Origin of the sequence: Brevibacterium sp. RIT 803 (assembly GCF_016892625.1) — a bacterium.
GTDB lineage: Bacteria > Actinomycetota > Actinomycetes > Actinomycetales > Brevibacteriaceae > Brevibacterium.
This window is the reverse complement of sequence record NZ_JAFEMW010000005.1, coordinates 172,308-187,645: the sequence shown is the minus strand read 5'-3', so window position 1 is coordinate 187,645 and position 15,338 is coordinate 172,308. Positions and strand designations below refer to the sequence as shown.

Here is a 15,338-nt window from a genome sequence, read left to right as displayed (position 1 = left end):
ATGCCTCAATCAGTATCTCGCACGACAGATTTACCAAGAACTGAACTCAACTGATTCCAAACCAAATGCACAGCGATAAGCCTAGAAAGATCTCATGTATCGCGTTAGCGGATGTTGGGATCTTTGGTCCTGGAATTCCCGCCAAATCAGATCGTGGTCAGTCGCGGCGGGGTGATTCATTTTTCGTGGACTCGCTCATCCATTCAGCGGAGTCGACTGGCTGCTCATCGCCCCAGCTCATCAGAATGCTCAGCATTTCCTCCGATGGAGAACCGACGTCGGCGGTATAGGTAGAGATGAACTGACCGCCGGAGTCGGGGATGTGGAGGGTCTCGTAATTGAGAGTCATCACGCCGACAGCCGGATGGAAGATGCGCTTGGTGCCGTGGGTGTGCTGAAACAGCCGGTAGTCGGCCCAATAGCGGGCGAACTCCTCACTGGCCACGGATAATTCGCCAACGAGGCGTTCAAGTTCCTCGTCTGGAACGTGTGGGTTCTGGAAGGCACGCAATGCGGCGACTGTCGGGGCGGCGATCTCTTCCCAGTCCGGGTAACGACTCCGGTTGCTCGGATCAAGGAACAGCCAACGAGCGATGTTGCGATCTTCCGAAGGCATGGCGGCGAAATCAGCCAACAAGATCGTCGCGGCGCGGTTCCAAGCAAGAACCTCCATCCGTGGTCCCTGCAACATCGCTGGGATGGGGTCGATAGCGTCGATGTATGTCCGCAAACCCACCCGTACCCTTGCCTTGGCTGGTGCGCGCCGATGGGGTTTGGCCGGTGTCGTGCCCACGAGGCCGCGAAGATGTTCACGCTCCAAAGGGTCTAAGCGCAGGGCATCTTCGATGGCGGAAAGGACTTGGTCGGAGACATTGCCGATCCTGCCCTGCTCGAGGCGCGCGTAGTAGTCAACGCTGACACCAGAGAGAGTGGCCACCTCCTCCCGGCGAAGTCCCTTCCCGCGACGTGGGATTGGCGAGGGTGGCAACCCGACTGTGTGTGGCTCTAGGCGTGCGCGACGCGAGCGAAGAAACTCACCGAGCGACGTAGAAGAATCCATGGGGCAATTGTCTATTATGCGAACCACATTTGGGGAGACCTTAGCGGGCACTGTGACTACTAGCTGCTGGGAGGCGCACTAACTCAGTCGCAATCGGCTTCTCTGATGGTGTCATGGAGGAGCAAACGAACAGATATATGGAGGGACTATCCCATGGCAGAGAACTTGAACGGTACAGTCGCACTCATTACCGGTGCATCCAGTGGCATCGGTCGCGCTACCGCGCTGCGATTGTCCTCCGCCGGCGCAAGCGTGGCGGTCGTCGCACGCCGCGACGACCGGCTTGAGAAGTTGGCGGCCAGGGTCCGCACAGACGGCGGCACAGTGTTGAAGATTACCGCCGATCTCACTGATGCTGCAGCCGCTGAGGCCGCCATCGACCGAACTGTGGAGGAATTCGGGCGTTTGGATACCGTCGTGAATGCAGCTGGCCTCATGCTCAACGGTCCGACCGAGGAGCTGACCCTTAGAGATTGGGAGCGGATGGTCGACATCAACCTTCATGGCTTGATGAATGTCACCAAACCCGCGCTTACACACCTGGTGGCTGCAGCCGAAGACAGCCCACGGAGGATCGCGGACCTGGTCAACATTTCCTCGGTAGCTGGGCGTTTCGCAGCCGCGAGCACTGCTGGTTACAACGCCTCAAAATTCGCCGTGACCGCATTCTCCGAGGCGCTCCGTCAGGAATTCGCGCAACGTCATCTACGAGTGTCGGTGATCGAGCCTGGTCGTGTTGACACAGAGCTCTTCGACCATCGTGAGGGCTCCGCCGAGGGCTTCACAGCCATGTTCGGTCAGATCGATTATCTCCAGCCAGACGATATTGCTGAGGCCGTGAGTTACATCGTGCAGAACCCTCGTCATGTCGCGGTCAATGAGATCGTGATCCGCCCCAGCGAACAAGCTTAAGGGCTGTCCGCCCTCTGTAAGCTGCGGGGAACTTCATTTCGATACCTCGGTGACCAGTGACTGGCCGAAGAGTTCGAACTCTTATGTACCGTCAACTGAGAACAGCGAACGTGTGGCCGGCCTCCAGCATGAAGGGGTGCTAGCCACGCGTGTATCAAGAAGGGTGGGTTCTTCGACATCGCGATGAGATCAGGATGAGTCTGGTGCGATCTGGGAATGAAGGAAGAGGGAAGTATTTCTCCGATGCTCGTCACGTATGGAGCCATAATGCTTGAAGGATCCCGTTGCCTTGTCAATTTCTTACTTTCCCGGGCAGGGCCTGTCAGGTGTCTCGCGGTAACGTCTGCTCAGTGACGACCACAGCAAGTTTGACCCGGAGCACGCTCCGGGGGTGAGGATGAGGACATGCGTGATCTTCCACTTCCTCAAATTGATGCCGAGATGTCATCGGATGGCCTGACGATCGGACAAGCAGCTGCCGCTCTTGGATTGCCGATGGAGACCCTGCGGTATTACGACCGTGCTGGACTGATGTTGGATCCGACGCCTCGAAACGCCTCCGGTCAGCGTAGGTACCGGCAGGCCGATCTTGATTGGCTGGGCGGCCTGATCATGCTGCGCGCAACGGGAATGACTATCGCTGACATCCGGAAAATCGCTGAAATCAGCCGACAGCCCGGTACAGAAGCTGCACGTCTGGCGGTGTTCGAGGAGCACCGCCAACGGGTTCTTGCCGATCTCGCACGCACACGGCGGCATCTCGCTGCCATCGAACAGAAGATCGCGACCTATCGCGCGATCGTCCAGGAAAGGACTTCTGATGATGCAACAACGTACCCTCGGTGACGGGTTGACCGTCTCCGCCATCGGTCTCGGCGCGATGGGCATGAACGCCTTCCACGGCCCCAGCGATGAACAGGAGTCCATCGCGACACTGCAACACGCCGTTGACATCGGCGTCACTTTCATCGACACGGCGGAAGCGTACGGCCCGTTTACCAACGAACAACTCATCGGGCGAGCTCTCGCCGGCCGCCGCGATGAGATCACCATCGCGACCAAAGCCTCTACAGAGACTGACGACGACGGTACTGTACGTAGCCGAAACGGCTCTGCGGAGTACATCCGCCGTGCCTGTGACCGGTCGTTGCGCCACCTCGGCATCGACACCATCGATCTGTATTACCTGCACCGAGTAGACCCCGCCGTCCCGATCGAGGAAAGCGTCGGGGCCCTGGGAGAATTGGTAACAGCAGGAAAGGTCCGACACATTGGCCTGTCCGAGGTAGCAGCACCCACGCTTCGCCGCGCACACGTAGTCCACCCCATCGCGGCCGTTCAGTCGGAGTTCTCACTGTTCTCTCGCGACATCGTGTCCAACGGCGAGAAGGCCGTCGCGGATGAGTTGGGAATCGGCTTCGTGGCATTTTCCCCGCTGGGCCGCGGTGTTCTCTCTGAGGGCGTGCGAAGCCTCGATGACCTCTCACCCAACGATGCCCGCCGCGGGCTCCCACGTTTTCAACCCGACGCATTCGCGGCGAATCGACGTCTCGTTGAGCGGGTCGAGCGGATAGCCGCTGATCTCGATGCCACCACCGCCCAAATCGCGCTGGCCTGGGTTCTAGCGGAAGGCGTGGTGCCGATTCCCGGAACGCGACGGCGAACACGGCTCGACGAGAATGCGGCCGCGGTCGAGGTCCAATTGACCAAGGACCAGCGTCGCGCGCTGGTCGAGGCCGTTCCGGACACCGAAATCGCTGGGTCCCGCGACGGCATTGACGCTCCAGCAGGCACGGACCGCTAACCTCGACGGGACGATGGAAGCATCCGATATGAGGCTCCATCGAACCACTCAATTTGCAGGATGCCAGGCGTCCAAATGCGGATGCACTACAGCACTGGGGATCAGCGTGATCGGGTGTTGTGGTGCATCCGCTCTAATACGTCGGAGCTCGCCGTTCCGGGCAAAGCGGTGTAGGTCAGGAGTGCCTGGGATTTGTCAGAGTCGAACAAAATTTGGCAGTACAGGTCGATCCGTCCCAGCTCGTGGTGGTAAATCGGCTTGTGGTAGCCGTCGTAATTGACCGTGATCTCGTGGCGATTCCACAAATGAGCAAACTCCGAACTGCGCTCGGCGATAATCTGCACGAGGTGGCCAGCTTCGGAATCGGCGCCCTGTAACGAGTGCACAGCACGCAGTTGCGCAGTGAAGGCTCGGCTGTGTCAGACATAGTCTGCCTCCGGGTACAGGCGCCGCACACTCGGATCGGTAAACCACCGGTAACCGAGACTGCGCTCATATCCGGTGTGACGTGTCTCGTCTCCGACGAGTTAAACGGAAGCGTCAGTTTGAGCGAGAGTCTCCATCGTGGGAGTAACTATTTGTGCTGGCGTGTTCCTCAGGTGATCAAAAAGTCGCATCATTCCTGGTGAGACACCGTGACGACTTGCTGGCCCGCGTGAGGCTGCTCGGCCGGACAGACGCAGAAGATGCTCGCGCTCTTCCCAACTCAGGCGCAACGCCTTTGCAAGTCGAGCCACCACGGGCCCGGAGGGAGCTGGGCCCCGTTGCTGTTCGATCCGGGTGTAGTAGTCGGCAGACATGCCACTCAGGTAAGCAATTTTCTCGCGCCGTAGCCCACGCACGCGCCGATAAGTGCCACGGACGAGGCCAACTTCCTCGGGCTGAAGCGCCTCTCGACGAGTACGTAGGAAATGCGCTAGTTGCTCCCGATCCATGAAATTCAATATTCCACAGTGGCACGAAAGAACTCACCGCCTACTGTGTGCGAGTACGCAGGGTCAGGTCACCGATCAATTCGGGTGTGGGCGCGTCTACGATTTCAGAGGTTCATGCCTCCGGAGACCTCGACTCGCTGTGCTGTCATCCACCCGGTATCCGGTCCACATAACGCGGCGATTACGCCGCCGACATCATCTGGCTCGCCGACTCCTCCCAATGCCGCTTGTCCCGCCAGCACCTCGCGCAGTGCCGCGTCGTCACGCAGTGCCCCGCCACTAAAATCCGTGCCGATCGGTCCAGGGGCCACGCTGTTGACTCTGATGCCACGCTGTCCCAGCTCACTGGCCAAGTATTTACTGTAAACCTCAACGGCACCCTTAACCGATGCATAAACTGAGGAGCCCGGGCTCACGTGTCGAGTCAGCGAAGTCGACAGGTTCACAATTCGGCCTCCATCAGCCAGCTGCGGCAAGAGCGCTTGTGTCAGGAGCACGACACCCTTGAAATGCACATCGACCAGAAAGTCGACAGCATCTGGTGTTGTCGCCCCCACAGGGGTGTTTTCTGCGGAGCCAGCGTTATTGATAAGGAAGTCGAAAGTGTCACGATTCCACCTGCTGCTGAGTGCGTCTCGAACCATCTCTGCAAACACCGGGAAGTCACCGAAGCCCTCGACGTCAAGTTCCAACGGCACACCGATACGTCCTTGCGCCGCTACCGTCTCGGCAACCTTGAAGGCCTCGTCCCTATTCGAGCGGTAAGTGAAGATAACGTCGATTCCATTCTCGGCGAGTTTGAGGACACTAGCCCTACCCAACCCTCGGTTTCCGCCAGTTACGAGAGCGATTCTCTGTTCTTTCATAAATACTTCTCCTGTCAAGCAACTATCGATATACGTCTAAGGTCGCCCCTGAGTCGACAGCTTGAACTCAAGTCTCTAGCACTCTGGGAGCGTCGTGAAGGAACCATTGATCCGGGATGATTGATCCCTCCATTCAATTCCACGGGGCCCGCGTCGCGGCGCCGACCTCTCCACGAGAAGGAATCAGTCGGCCGCAGGGGTGTCGACCAAGCTCACACCGTAGGCAGAACGCTTTGAACCAGATGCATACTTCTTGAAACGGGGTGGATAGGCCTGTTGGTCACTACTGCTGCGGTTCGGCAGGCATGTGGAAGACGGCTCGTGCGTGCGATAGCTCGCGAAACCCCCAGATGCCGTGGTAAGCGCCGTAGCCGGACATGTTGACGCCGCCGAAAGGGAGGTTATCTTCGAACCAATGTTGGTTGCTGGCGTTGATGCTCACGCCGCCGGACACGGTATTTTCGAGGACACGGTCAATGAACGCCTGATCGCGGGAATAGATGGACACTGCGAGCGGTTTGCCTGCCGCCTCTACGTGGTCGAAGACCTGCTCCTCGTCTGTGTATGTCAGAACGGGCAGGATCGGTCCAAAGATCTCCTCGTGGAGGATCTTTGCGTCGGCGGGTACGTCGATGAGGACGGTCGGCTCGATCACGAGGTTCTCCGGATCGCTTCCGCCACCGAAGGCGACCTTCGCGCCGCCGGCGACCGCCTCGTCGAGGTAGCTCTTTACGCGGTCGAAGTTACGGCGGTTGACGAACCGGGCGTCGCGTTCCCACTGGAAACGGTCGTCGGAATAATAGTTCTTCTTCACTGCGGCAGCGAATTTCTCGACCAGCTCGTCGCGGTGGGCCTGGGGCACCCAAGCGTAGTCGACGGCGAGGCAATTCTGACCCTGGTTGAAGACCTTGCCCGGGACGAACATGTCGGCGACACTGCCGAGATCTGCCGTCTGGTCGATGATCGCCGGGTTCTTGCCGCCCAACTCCAAAGTGAAAGAGGATAGGTGCTGAGCGGCCTTCTCAACGACGATTTTGCCGACTCGCGGACTGCCAGTCAGGAAGATGTGATCGACCGGGAGGTCAAGGAGCACGTCGTTCGCGTCGCGAACGCCGTCGGGGGTGGTGACCTCTTCGGCGTTTACTATGGCCACCTCTCGCTCGTCGAAGACGGCGTGGATGATCTTTTCAATCACATCCCCTACAGCGGGTGCCGATGTGTTCGGCTTGGCCAACACCACGTTCCCTGCGCTGACTGCCTGGATCAGCGGAGAGAAGAACAGACTCAGGGGGAAGTTCCATGTCGAGAACAACAGGACGACCCCACGGGGCTCGTACGTGACGAAAACGCGCTCGGCCGGAGCCGACACCGACTTCTCGATCGGTTGTGGCTTCATCCACCCGGCCAGCTCCTCTCGAGCAGTATCGATGTTCTTGAAAAGCATCTCGACTTCGAAACGATCCTCGGCGGGGCGCCCGAGATCGGTGTGAATCGCCTGACCAATGTCTTCTTGTCGGGCGACGAGCTCGGCCCGTAATCGTTCCAGCCGGGTGATTCGCTCTCGGGCTGAGGTATGACGCATCGCGCGGCGCTGGGAGCGAAGTCCATGGAATAAGCGATCTACTTCGCTGGAAGCAAGCATTGAGATTACCTTTCGATAGAACGACATCTGGGCGTTCAATAGAAGTGCCTGCCCCAGTTCGGCCAGGGCTGATCGATGAACGTGGTTGTCGTGGCGCAGCACGGGCCTGCTGGCCGTGTACTAAGTTCAGCACCGGAAGGGCATGAGAACCATCACCTATAAGGCACTCCGAGCGCAGGTACGGCCAGACCCAGGTGTCGCCAAGCCAGCAGTCGCGGTACCTGCTATGTGGTTGCAATCTGTTGATGTCTACCTTTAGTAGGAGTCTCTAGTCAGACTTTTCGCCTGCGTTCATGCAGAACCGGAAGATTGACGCCTCGAACCTCGAATTCGGTAGAGACGCGTTCAGGATTGGCCAGCGATCGCTGCGTAGTCGGCATTCCAGGGCGCGAAGTCCCGCTTCGTCAATATGCCGCAGTAGACTCTTCTGCACCAACGGCTGCCGACTTGAAAGGAGCCGATGTCATGCGGAAACTGACCTTTGCGATGAATGTGAGCCTGGACGGCTACGTCGCCGCTCCCGGAGATGATCTTGGCTGGACTACGCCGAACGACGAGGTGTTCCAGTGGTGGTCCGATCGGGTGGGTGCGACTGAGCTGGCTCTGTACGGTCGGCGACTGTGGGAGGCAATGAGTTCCCACTGGCCGATCGCAGCCCAGCAGCCGGGGGTCACACCAGCAGAATCTGAGTATGCGCGCAGGTGGCTGGACATGCCGAAGGTGGTGTTCTCCTCGACGATCACCGCGGTCGACTGGAACGCACGACTGTTCTCCGGTGATGCCGCCGCTGAGATCACTCGACTCAAGTCAGACGATGGTGGTCCCATGGACATCGTCGGCGCCACGCTCGCTTCCGCGGCCATGCGGGCCGGACTGATCGATGAATACATTCTTCTCACCTACCCCGTACTGGTGGGCGGCGGTACGCCGTTCTTCACACACCTGGACAGGTGGGTGAACGTGAATCTGGTGGGGACGCAGTCGTTTCCCAACGGTGTTCTCCTGACGCGATACGAGACAAGGCGTTGAGTGCCCGAGTGCTCATCGGTGCACGGTAGTCTGACTTTCATGCTGATGAGACGAGAACGTTCAGGCGATATCGAAGCGATCCGCGCCGTCGCTGCGGCCGCATTTCGCGGTGCAGAGCACAGTGCTCCGCCGGTGGAGCCGGGAGGAGATCCTGGGGAAGCGACGCTGATCTCATGGCTTCGAGACGACGCCGCGTGGATCCCTGAGTTCTCTCTCGTCGCCGTCGAAGAAGACGAGATCATCGGGCACGTTGTGGCCACGCGTGCTCACGTCGATTCCTCCCCAGCTCTTGGCATCGGACCGGTCAGTGTCCAGCCGGGGCAGCAGGGAAGGGGCGTCGGTTCCGCGCTGATGCATGCGGTGCTCGGTGCTGCAGATGCACGAGGTGAGACAGTCGTCGGCCTGCTCGGAGAACCTGCCTACTACGCGCGCTTCGGTTTCGTCCCAGCCTCGGGGACGGCAGTCTCCTCACCGGAATCCGAGTGGGGCGACTACTTCCAGATCCGCACACTCTCGGACTATGACGGTCAGGGCGGAACATTCCAGTACGCAGGTCCCTTTGACCGATTCTGAACAGTACCGATTCTGAACAGTTGAGTCCGATCGTTCTGCGCGGATGGTGAGCATTCATGCACAGACGTTGCGGCTCTTCGCCCCATTTCGGAGTCCTCTCTGCCCAATATTGCAGATATGGACATGAAGCCGAACGATCTGCTTGTGCTGCTCACGGTTTCCCGATCAGCGAAGTTCACGACTGCGGCGGCGACGTTGGGGCTGAACCACACGACCATCTCGCGTCGCATCGCGGCTCTGGAGAAGGCCTTGGGCGGACGTGTTCTGTCTCGAGCATCCGGCGGTTGGGAACTCACCGAATTGGGTGAAGAGGCAGTGCGGGTGGCGGAACAGGTGGAGGATGCGGTGCGCAGCCTCGGCGAACCGGGCCGTGCCCCCGACCCGATCACCGGAGTGGTCCGAATGACTGCCACGGACGGCTTCAGCGCCTATGTGGCGGCCCCGGCCGTGGCAAAACTGCGGAGTCGACATCCCGGACTCAGCGTGGAGATCGTGACAGTGACCCGCCAAGCTCTGCAGCAGCGATCTGGCTTGGATATCGAAGTCGTCGTGGGTGAGCCGCAGGTGCATCGTGCTCAAGCGTTCAAACTCGGTGACTACGAGTTAGGCATGTACGCCTCAAGGGACTATCTGGCTGAACATGGCACACCGGCAACGGTCGAGGAACTGGTTGACCATCGATTGGTCTACTTCGTGGACTCCATGCTCCAAGTCGACGATCTCGACGCCCCGCGTCGGCTGGTTCCCACGATGAAGGACGGATTGTCCTCGACCAATGTGTTCGTCCATGTGGAAGCCACCCGCGCCAGTGCCGGCATCGGCTTCCTGCCCTGTTTCATGGGTGACCTGCATGCCGACCTGGTCCGACTCATGCCGGAGACCCTGTCGGAACGGCTTCCCTATTGGATGGTCCTGCGGCCAGACTCGATGCGCCGCCCCGCCGTTGCCGCCGTCGTCCAGGCCCTGCGGGATCAGACGGTTGCTCATGAGAAGGCTCTTCTGGGAGAACGCGGCACTCAACCGACGTCAGCGTGATATCTCGGGTCAATTCCACCGGGATGCTGTGGAACCCGAATCCTCACAGGTCCATGGCAAAGACGAGGTGGGCCGGCGATGCATGGCGCAGTGCTCGATCGAGTCTCATGCCGACCTTCTCAGCCACCCGCTGGGAGGGTCTGTTGTCCTGGTGGATGATCGAGACCAAACGAGACGCCAGCGCATGTGAACCGGCGTAGTCGCGACAGGCAACGGCCGCCTCGGTGGCATAGCCGAACTTCTGGGCTGAACTCTTCACGTGGTATCCGAGTTCCAGGGCGGGTGTCCCATCGACCTTCTGCCAGGTCAGGCCGCAGTCTCCGATGAATTCGCCGGCATGGGTCTCTATGGCCCAGAGCCCGTGACAGTACTCGGCATAGTTGTGCACGTTCCAATCGATCCACCCAGCGGCTTCAGTGCGATTCTTCGGGCGCGGGTAGTACTCCATGACCCGGGGATCGCCGAGGAGGTCCGCCATGTCGTCGAGATCCTCCGGTGACATCTCACGGAGTCTCAAGCGCCGTGTCTCGTTCGGAGTCATGCTCTTCACACTACGCGTCGTCCGAAGAACCCACGGGTCGTGATAGCCGACTGGGTAACAGCGTGGTGCAGGCCAGGCGATCGACAGCTTAGGCTGAGCATGACGGATGAAGGGAACTCGATGAAACGCACCATGCAGGTCAGCGACAGCATCGTGATCAACTGCGGTGCCGACGCCATTTGGGAGCAGGTCGCAGATCCGACGCAGATGCCTCGGTGGAGTTCAGAGAACACGGGAGCCAGCACATCGGTAGGACCACGACCGCTGCGCGTGGGTGAGGTCTTCGACGGCACCAACCGTCGTGGTCGAGCCACCTGGGTGACCGAATGCGTCGTCATCGACTCGGTTCCAGGTTCTCGATTCGCGTTCACCGTGCGCAAGATCGGACCGCGCTCGCCGACTCTCACAGGCAACAACGCCACCTGGTCCTACACCTTTGAAGAAGTTGGGGGAAAGACATGTGTCACCGAAACCTGGAACGATGACCGCATCACATGGCCGAACTGGGTGGCAGTGGCATTCGATCGTGTCGTCACCGGAGGCACCACCTTTGCCGACTTTCAGCGGTTGAACATCCACAGAACGCTGACTGCGATGAAGGATGAGTTCGAACAGAGGACCTGATGACTCGGGACCTTGTCAGATCCTGTCGACCGCTTACTGATTCTGCGGCGGCAACGAGGCAATGATCGGGTGGTCCTTAGGAATCACCCCGTGGACGGCGGCCCCGCCCGGCGAACCGATGTCATCGAAGAACTCGACATTCGCCTGGTAGTAGGCGGACCATTCCTCAGGAGTGTCGTCTTCGTAGAAGATCGCCTCCACAGGACAGACTGGTTCGCAGGCCCCGCAGTCAATGCATTCGTCGGGGTGGATATAGAGCATCCGATCCCCTTCGTAGATGCAGTCCACAGGGCATTCGTCCACACAGGATCGATCCTTGACGTCAACACAAGGCCGAGCGATCACGTATGTCATGCCCCCACGGTAGCCCGAGAGCCTGAACCCGAGGTCAACTGGGTGCTTTGTCAGGGACACCCCTGTCTGAGGCGTGTTGCTCACGAGCGTCGGATTGCCTGAGCGCCGTATCGAACACTAGCTCGGCATGGGTCCAGAGAAGCGCGCCGCCAGCTTCGTCTATCACTCTTCGTCGCGCGTGCGGGAACCGGGATGTGAGGAGTGCGCCGTGATCGGGCGAGTGCACCTGATCGCGGACTCCGAACAGTACGGTGACAGGAACTGTGATCGCGGCCAGATCGATGGGCCAGCGCGCAGCCGCCATCATCGTGTCCGCGACGTACCCGCTGCCATCTCCAACGAAGCCCTCTGCAAGAGCAGTCCGGTAAAGGGCATCGAAGGTGGGAGTCATGTAGACGGCGCGATCGTGTGCATCGGACCCGTCGAGGACCATGGTGAGCATGGCATTGGGCGTGAAGGACCTCAGGAGATCCTGAGCGACGGCCGGTGCGCTCTGCACGAGATCGGGTAGAGCGCGTGCGGTCTCGGGGAGCAACTGGCGCACTGACGGGTTGGCTACTTCGTCTGCTGGTGAGACTAAGACAAGAGTCTGTGCCCAACCCTGGGCGGCCGCAGCGAGACCGAACAGCGCACCTTGCGAGTTTGCAATGATGGGAACGCTGGGGTTGGCCACGTCGAGCGCGGCAGCAACGAAGTAGTAATAGTCGGCTGCTGTCGAAGCCGGCGTGCGTGTGCGATCGGGGTCCGAACCGCCCATGCCGGGACGATCCATCGTGATCAGTCGAATACCGCGGGTATCGAGCAGATCTTCACCGAACACCATGGACTTGCCGGTTCCCGCCCCGGCGATGAACAGGACCGGCGTCCCTTCTTCAGGACCATAGATGAGGCCGGTCAATGATCGTCCGGACGAACGACTCACGGAGAGAACTTGCGGCATCTTGCAATTCTAAGGCCGCCTCCATCTCCCTGCCAGGGCGGCGTGCGTATCTGCGAGCATGGCCACGCGCTATGGCTTGCGGTGTCAACCCACCCCACGAGCGATCGATTGCGTGATCAGGCGGCTGCGCTCCGAACTTATCGAGTTCGAACTCACCTCAGTCTTCAGACTCATTCACCGGGAAGCAATTCTGAAGCGTCGAGCCAGATGATCGTCCTTCACATTGCGTACTTCCCGTTCATTGGACATGAACTGGCGTGCGAATGCCGGAACTTCACAAAGACCCTGTTCACGGGTGATTGCATCACCCTCGACGTCGTAGATGAAATGGCTTTCAACGTCCGTCAGTCCGCAGTAGGCGAATGTACCCACATCGAGTTGCGTGTACATTGCTTCGTCGTACCCATACTTGGAGTAAGTCGGCTGTGCGGTGGCGCCAGTTGCCAGCAGCATGGTCGGTATGCTCGGCAGGAGTGGGTCTGGCTGGTCCTGGGTGGCATAGTCCATGGCATCTTCACCAAATGCCCATCCACCAGTGAACACGCGTTCGATCCAGCCACGCATCATCGCTGGCAGGCCCCACCAGTAAATGGGGAAGACGAATGCCAGCCGGTCGGCCTTCTCGACGCGTCGGTGCATTTCGCCAATACCGGGAGGCACGGGTCCGCCGTAGTAGTGTTCGTGGTCTTCGACGGTGAATCGGGGGTCGAATCTTTCGGCGTGCAGATCAATCCGGTCCACGGTGTGACCGGCTTCTTTAAATGCCTGCTCGAATGATTCGAGGATGCTGGCAGTGAACGCACCTGGTACTGGATGCGCGTATACGGTGACGAGATGCATTGTGATGCTCCGTTCTCTTCGTAGGGTTGTGTATTGCCCAATCGGTAGAAGTGCCAGTCAGTGGGCGGCGCCCAATTCGACGAACAGGACCCCGCCGACCACCAGGGCCATACCGGCCGCCATCACTACGGTGAGCGGTTCCTGGAATAGCCACCGGCTCAGAATTGCTGTGACCACCACCCCTGCGGCCGTCCAAATTCCGTAGGCCACCCCGAGTGCCATGCCCTGAGCAAGGCAGACGGTCAGCAAGGTGAACGCGACCAGATAGCTGGCAACGGCCGCGATATACCACGCTCTGGTTCCTTGCACGGCGGCACGTAGCGAAAGAGTGCCGGCGACCTCTGTGATGACCGCACCTGTCAGGGCTGCAGCGGAAATCATGATCCGTTCTCCGTCGAGGCTCGGTTGCGGGCTGCGGTCTGGGAGCCGAATTCGATGACCAGGACCCCGGAGATGATCAGTGCCAGTCCTAGCGTCATCATGCCGGTCAGCGGCTCGTCGAAGAACACGGTAGAGAACACTGCGGTCAATGCGACCCCTGATGCTCCCCAGATGCCATACGCTGCGCCGATGGGCATCCCGGCGCGCAGGGCACGGGAGAGCAGGTAGAAAGCGGCGAGGTAGCCGGTGACTACGATTGCATATAGCCACAAAGTCTCGAGCGCGCCCCGCAGAGAAAGTGTGGCGGTGACCTCTGCGACGATGGATCCGATCAACGCCGTCCACCTAGTCACGTATCCGCCAGGAGTGCCATTGCCGTGGCACGTACGCTCTCGGTTGCCGCGGTGTCCAAGGGGAATGTGCAGAAGGCAGTGGAGTACCAGACGCCGTCGGCAACCAGGCGTGCGGTGAGGAGATTTCCCTGGGCGGCTGCATCCAGGTTCTCCGAAATGCCGAGCCAGGGCTGCATTCGCTCCACCCATCGAGCAGTCATCAACTCGCTGTAGCGAACATCGGTGCACATCACCACATCCGTCCGGTCCAGTTCATCTGACAGCACGCAGTTGAGATATGCACGGATCCGCTCGGCCGTAGTCACGGCTTCGGGTGGCTGCCCGATCTCCTGCTGGAGTCGGCGTTGCCAGTCGTCGATCACGTGATCGACGAGCCCGAGCATCAATGCTTGCTTTGTGGGGAAGTGATACATGAGCCCGGGCTTGGTCAGTCCTGCCTCGCGCGCTGCCGATTCCAGTGTCACCGGCGCACCAGAGGCCGCTAGAGCCAGGCCGGCCTCCACGATACGGTCTTTCGATCCCTTAGCCATACACGGAACTATACCAACCGGAAGGTAAAGATGCATCCGCAGCTTTCTGCGCACCACCCCCAACACTCGGTCGGATTCGGCAGCGACAGCCCCATCGAAGCTGTCGACTCACAGGAATCGATGATGCAGGCGATCCGCTCCTCATATCCCGGAGGCCACGTGGGCAAGGTCTTCGACCAGACGATGTCGCTGGATCGAGCCGCCGAGGCATATGCCGCAATGGGCATGCGTGAGGCGCACAAGGTTCTGCTCAGACCCTGAGCATCAGTCCCGCCGAAAGTGCAGGAAAGCGAGAAACGCGAAAGGATGGTCAGCATGGAACTCAAAGATCTGGTCAAAGCACTCAACAACGGTGAAACCATTGTCGGCGATTCGCCCCTTCACGAGGTGATGCACCGCACCAGCCAAGAGGCACTGCGCATCACCGCCGAACTCAACGGTTCGTATCACGAGCCCGATGAGGTTCGGCAGCTGTTGGCCTCGCTGATCGGGAAACCAGTGGACAAGACCGTCACGATGTTCCCGCCGTTCCACACCGACTTCGGAAAGAATACGACGATAGGTCGACGGGTCTTCATCAATTCCGGATGCAGCTTCCAGGACCAGGGCGGCATCAGGATCGGGGACGACAGCCTCATCGGCCACAACACAGTTCTGGCGACCCTCAACCATGACATCAACCCGGAGCGTCGCGCCGACATGCATCCTGGCCACATCATCATCGGCCGAAACGTGTGGATCGGTTCGAATGTGACCGTTCTGCCCGGCGTGACCATCGGCGACAACGCCGTGGTCGCGGCGGCCTCGGTCGTGACCAAGGACGTGCGTGGAGGGACTGTCGTAGTGGGCTCACCGGCACGTATGGTGCGATCCGTGACTGACTGAGCCGGCATCGCGGAGGAAGGAGTCTGCCGATCTG

At 59.9% G+C, this 15,338-nt stretch carries 20 protein-coding genes and 1 pseudogene; 9 read left to right on the top strand and 12 right to left on the bottom strand.

What is annotated here, in order from left to right:
- Positions 1–157: 157 nt before the first annotated feature.
- A complete protein-coding gene (locus tag JTF07_RS16455) occupies positions 158–1,060 on the bottom strand; it encodes a helix-turn-helix transcriptional regulator (RefSeq protein ID WP_204235303.1) in 903 nt (300 codons plus the stop codon).
- 153 nt (positions 1,061–1,213) lie between these two features.
- Between JTF07_RS16455 and JTF07_RS16450 the strand changes: the two genes are divergently transcribed.
- The 3 genes from JTF07_RS16450 (at position 1,214) to JTF07_RS16440 (ending at position 3,776) form a co-directional block, all read left to right on the top strand.
- Positions 1,214–1,972, top strand: coding sequence for an SDR family NAD(P)-dependent oxidoreductase (locus JTF07_RS16450; RefSeq protein WP_204235302.1), 759 nt, complete (start codon positions 1,214–1,216; stop codon positions 1,970–1,972).
- Positions 1,973–2,377: 405 nt separating this feature from the next.
- Positions 2,378–2,818 (top strand): MerR family transcriptional regulator, encoded by a 441-nt coding sequence (locus JTF07_RS16445; RefSeq protein ID WP_252199881.1) that lies wholly within the window; start codon positions 2,378–2,380, stop codon positions 2,816–2,818.
- On the top strand, positions 2,793–3,776 hold the full coding sequence (locus JTF07_RS16440; protein WP_252199880.1) for an aldo/keto reductase: 984 nt from the start codon (positions 2,793–2,795) through the stop codon (positions 3,774–3,776). Before JTF07_RS16445 ends, JTF07_RS16440 begins: the two co-directional genes overlap by 26 nt.
- A gap of 101 nt (positions 3,777–3,877) precedes the next feature.
- Here the strand turns inward: JTF07_RS16440 and JTF07_RS20445 are convergent.
- The 4 genes and pseudogenes from JTF07_RS20445 to JTF07_RS16425 all read right to left on the bottom strand — a co-directional run.
- Positions 3,878–4,180, bottom strand: a pseudogene (locus JTF07_RS20445) (MmyB family transcriptional regulator); the annotation flags it as partial.
- Between the two features lie 123 nt (positions 4,181–4,303).
- Complete coding sequence (locus tag JTF07_RS20440) at positions 4,304–4,711, bottom strand: helix-turn-helix domain-containing protein (protein ID WP_252199879.1); 408 nt, start codon at positions 4,709–4,711, stop codon at positions 4,304–4,306.
- Between the two features lie 104 nt (positions 4,712–4,815).
- The gene (locus tag JTF07_RS16430; RefSeq protein ID WP_204235301.1) at positions 4,816–5,577 is read right to left on the bottom strand and encodes an SDR family NAD(P)-dependent oxidoreductase; all 762 of its coding nucleotides are present in this window, start codon (positions 5,575–5,577) and stop codon (positions 4,816–4,818) included.
- Positions 5,578–5,860: 283 nt separating this feature from the next.
- The gene (locus JTF07_RS16425; RefSeq protein ID WP_204235300.1) at positions 5,861–7,321 is read right to left on the bottom strand and encodes an aldehyde dehydrogenase family protein; all 1,461 of its coding nucleotides are present in this window, start codon (positions 7,319–7,321) and stop codon (positions 5,861–5,863) included.
- Between the two features lie 363 nt (positions 7,322–7,684).
- On the opposite strand from JTF07_RS16425, the gene JTF07_RS16420 reads away from it, so the two are divergent.
- The 3 genes from JTF07_RS16420 (at position 7,685) to JTF07_RS16410 (ending at position 9,856) form a co-directional block, all read left to right on the top strand.
- The gene (locus JTF07_RS16420) at positions 7,685–8,248 is read left to right on the top strand and encodes a dihydrofolate reductase family protein (protein WP_204235299.1); all 564 of its coding nucleotides are present in this window, start codon (positions 7,685–7,687) and stop codon (positions 8,246–8,248) included.
- Positions 8,249–8,287: 39 nt separating this feature from the next.
- Positions 8,288–8,821: a GNAT family N-acetyltransferase gene (locus tag JTF07_RS16415; protein ID WP_204235298.1), complete on the top strand. Its 534-nt coding sequence runs from the start codon at positions 8,288–8,290 to the stop codon at positions 8,819–8,821.
- Positions 8,822–8,938: 117 nt separating this feature from the next.
- Positions 8,939–9,856: a LysR family transcriptional regulator gene (locus JTF07_RS16410; protein WP_204235297.1), complete on the top strand. Its 918-nt coding sequence runs from the start codon at positions 8,939–8,941 to the stop codon at positions 9,854–9,856.
- Positions 9,857–9,899: 43 nt separating this feature from the next.
- Here the strand turns inward: JTF07_RS16410 and JTF07_RS16405 are convergent, their stop codons facing one another.
- Positions 9,900–10,397 (bottom strand): GNAT family N-acetyltransferase, encoded by a 498-nt coding sequence (locus JTF07_RS16405; RefSeq protein ID WP_204235296.1) that lies wholly within the window; start codon positions 10,395–10,397, stop codon positions 9,900–9,902.
- Positions 10,398–10,517: 120 nt separating this feature from the next.
- Between JTF07_RS16405 and JTF07_RS16400 the strand changes: the two genes are divergently transcribed.
- Positions 10,518–11,021, top strand: coding sequence for an SRPBCC family protein (locus JTF07_RS16400; protein ID WP_204235295.1), 504 nt, complete (start codon positions 10,518–10,520; stop codon positions 11,019–11,021).
- Positions 11,022–11,054: 33 nt separating this feature from the next.
- Here JTF07_RS16400 and fdxA read toward each other — a convergent pair whose 3' ends face one another.
- The 6 genes from fdxA to JTF07_RS16370 form a co-directional block, all read right to left on the bottom strand.
- Positions 11,055–11,375, bottom strand: coding sequence for a ferredoxin (fdxA, locus tag JTF07_RS16395; RefSeq protein WP_204235294.1), 321 nt, complete (start codon positions 11,373–11,375; stop codon positions 11,055–11,057).
- A gap of 34 nt (positions 11,376–11,409) precedes the next feature.
- Positions 11,410–12,315, bottom strand: a complete 906-nt coding sequence (locus JTF07_RS16390; RefSeq protein ID WP_204235293.1) for an alpha/beta fold hydrolase — start codon at positions 12,313–12,315, stop codon at positions 11,410–11,412.
- 174 nt (positions 12,316–12,489) lie between these two features.
- Positions 12,490–13,155, bottom strand: coding sequence for an NAD(P)H-dependent oxidoreductase (locus tag JTF07_RS16385; protein ID WP_204235292.1), 666 nt, complete (start codon positions 13,153–13,155; stop codon positions 12,490–12,492).
- Between the two features lie 57 nt (positions 13,156–13,212).
- Positions 13,213–13,536 (bottom strand): DMT family transporter, encoded by a 324-nt coding sequence (locus JTF07_RS16380; RefSeq protein ID WP_204235291.1) that lies wholly within the window; start codon positions 13,534–13,536, stop codon positions 13,213–13,215.
- Positions 13,533–13,871, bottom strand: coding sequence for a DMT family transporter (locus JTF07_RS16375; protein ID WP_213018894.1), 339 nt, complete (start codon positions 13,869–13,871; stop codon positions 13,533–13,535). The genes JTF07_RS16380 and JTF07_RS16375 overlap by 4 nt, the downstream gene beginning before the upstream one ends.
- A gap of 14 nt (positions 13,872–13,885) precedes the next feature.
- Positions 13,886–14,392, bottom strand: coding sequence for a TetR/AcrR family transcriptional regulator (locus JTF07_RS16370; protein ID WP_204235289.1), 507 nt, complete (start codon positions 14,390–14,392; stop codon positions 13,886–13,888).
- A 57-nt stretch (positions 14,393–14,449) separates the two neighbouring features.
- On the opposite strand from JTF07_RS16370, the gene JTF07_RS16365 reads away from it, so the two are divergent.
- Both JTF07_RS16365 and JTF07_RS16360 read left to right on the top strand, forming a co-directional pair.
- Positions 14,450–14,680, top strand: coding sequence for a hypothetical protein (locus JTF07_RS16365; protein WP_204235288.1), 231 nt, complete (start codon positions 14,450–14,452; stop codon positions 14,678–14,680).
- A gap of 54 nt (positions 14,681–14,734) precedes the next feature.
- Positions 14,735–15,304 (top strand): DapH/DapD/GlmU-related protein, encoded by a 570-nt coding sequence (locus JTF07_RS16360; RefSeq protein WP_204235287.1) that lies wholly within the window; start codon positions 14,735–14,737, stop codon positions 15,302–15,304.
- Positions 15,305–15,338 lie beyond the last annotated feature (34 nt).